This window comes from Vibrio anguillarum, from assembly GCF_001989995.2.
GTDB lineage: Bacteria > Pseudomonadota > Gammaproteobacteria > Enterobacterales > Vibrionaceae > Vibrio > Vibrio anguillarum.
This window is the reverse complement of sequence record NZ_JAHGUP010000114.1, coordinates 1-1845: the sequence shown is the minus strand read 5'-3', so window position 1 is coordinate 1845 and position 1845 is coordinate 1. Positions and strand designations below refer to the sequence as shown.

Genomic DNA, 1845 nt, shown 5'->3' with positions numbered 1-1845 from the left:
TGGGGTGTGCCACGAACAAAAGGTTAATGCCTTTTGGAGCTGTATTGCTGATGAGAGAAGGCCTCTCGAAATCTACCTGTAGGGGGCGGTTTCAAACCACCAAGTGCTGCTGTATTTAAGAGATATGGTAGTGAGCGACTTCGGAAAAGGTATCGATAAGATATCAGGTACGAATCAAGAAGATGAGCGAAAGCAAACCGTCCGATGACGCATCGTTAAGGATTAAGTATTGTCAAAACTTGGGGCGCCCAGTAACCCAAGGATAAGCTGAAAGGAAACCTACTTACTGTTTCAGTGGCAATCGGTGTATAGGCGGCATGAGCTTGATTTAGGCAGCAGTATGGAACGTGGGAACCTGCATAAACATGAGAAGGGAAATAACAAATGGCAAATACCATGAGAAAGAATACCGAGGGTTTATGCAGGGGCGGAGCAACTCGTAGTAGTGATGAAGCATTTGTAATGAGTGTGGAGCGAAGGAGTTGCATTATCCAGTTGGTGAAATCACGTCAACCTAGTAATACTAGGGAGGAGCCACATGGCATCAACAAAATCGTTTGATATTTCAAAACAGCTAGTTTGGAATGCATATAAACGTGTAAAAGCTAATAAAGGTGCTGCGGGTGTGGACAGAGTTTCATTGTCTGCATTTGAGCAAAACTTAAAAGGGAACCTTTACAAGATATGGAATCGTATGTCGTCAGGCTCTTATATGCCACCGGCTGTTCAGCAGGTAAATATACCTAAGAAGGACGGTGGAATAAGGAGTCTGGGTGTTCCTACTGTGTCAGACCGAGTCGCACAGATGGTGGTTAAGATGTTAATCGAACCAGACATCGACAGATGCTTCCATACCGATTCGTACGGCTATCGACCGGGTAAGTCTGCTTTACAAGCTGTTGATAAAACTCGACAACGTTGTTGGCGGATGGACTGGGTTGTAGAGTTTGATATCAAAGGAGCGTTCGATAATATCGATCATGCTCTCTTGATGAAAGCGGTACGTCATCACGTAAAGGAGCCGTGGGCTTTGCTTTACATCGAAAGATGGCTAAAAGCACCAACCCTCACCGTCGATAGTACTTTGGTTCCTCGAACCCAAGGTACGCCTCAAGGTGGGGTCATTAGTCCATTACTGATGAATCTGTTCATGCACTACGCATTTGATGTTTGGATAAGCAAGACGTCTCCAAAGTGTCCATTTGCTAGGTATGCGGATGATGTCGTTGTGCATTGTCATTCCGAAGCCCAAGCCAACTACTTGCTTCGAGCGATAGAGGTAAGGCTGAAGGTGTGCAAGCTCACAATGCATCCAACCAAGTCAAAGATTGTGTACTGTAAAGACAGCAATCGACCACTTGCCTATCCAATAAAGGCATTCACCTTTTTAGGTTTTACGTTTAGACCAAGAAAGGCGAATAACAAGGAGGGAAAGCTATTTACAAGCTTTTTGCCTGCGGTAAGTAACGAAGCGTTAAAATCCATGCGATCACGTATCAGAACTTGGCGTTTGTCAGTAAGAACACCCTCGACGTTGGTAGAGTTATCACGTTTATACAACCCGATATTACGGGGATGGTTCCAATACTATGGATGTTTTTATCCAACACAAATGCGCAAACTAGCAGACTATCTGGAACTCAGACTGGGACGTTGGGCAAGGCGAAAATATAAACGCCTTGCAGGGCATAAGCGGAAAAGTGCACAGTGGTTAAGGCATGTCGCTAAAAGTAGACCAAGCCTGTTCATTCACTGGCACTATTTTGAAGATCAACGATTGGGTAATGGGAGCCGTATGATATGAGAGTATCACGTACGGTTCTGCGAGAGGCTAGAGGTGAAACT

The 1845-nt window shown here is 44.9% G+C and carries 1 protein-coding gene; it reads left to right on the top strand.

Going from position 1 to position 1845, the window contains the following annotated elements; genetic code table 11:
- Positions 1-538: 538 nt before the first annotated feature.
- Entirely contained in the window at positions 539-1804 is a 1266-nt protein-coding gene (ltrA, locus tag PL85_RS17025; RefSeq protein WP_115339366.1) for a group II intron reverse transcriptase/maturase, read from the top strand.
- Positions 1805-1845: the final 41 nt, after the last annotated feature.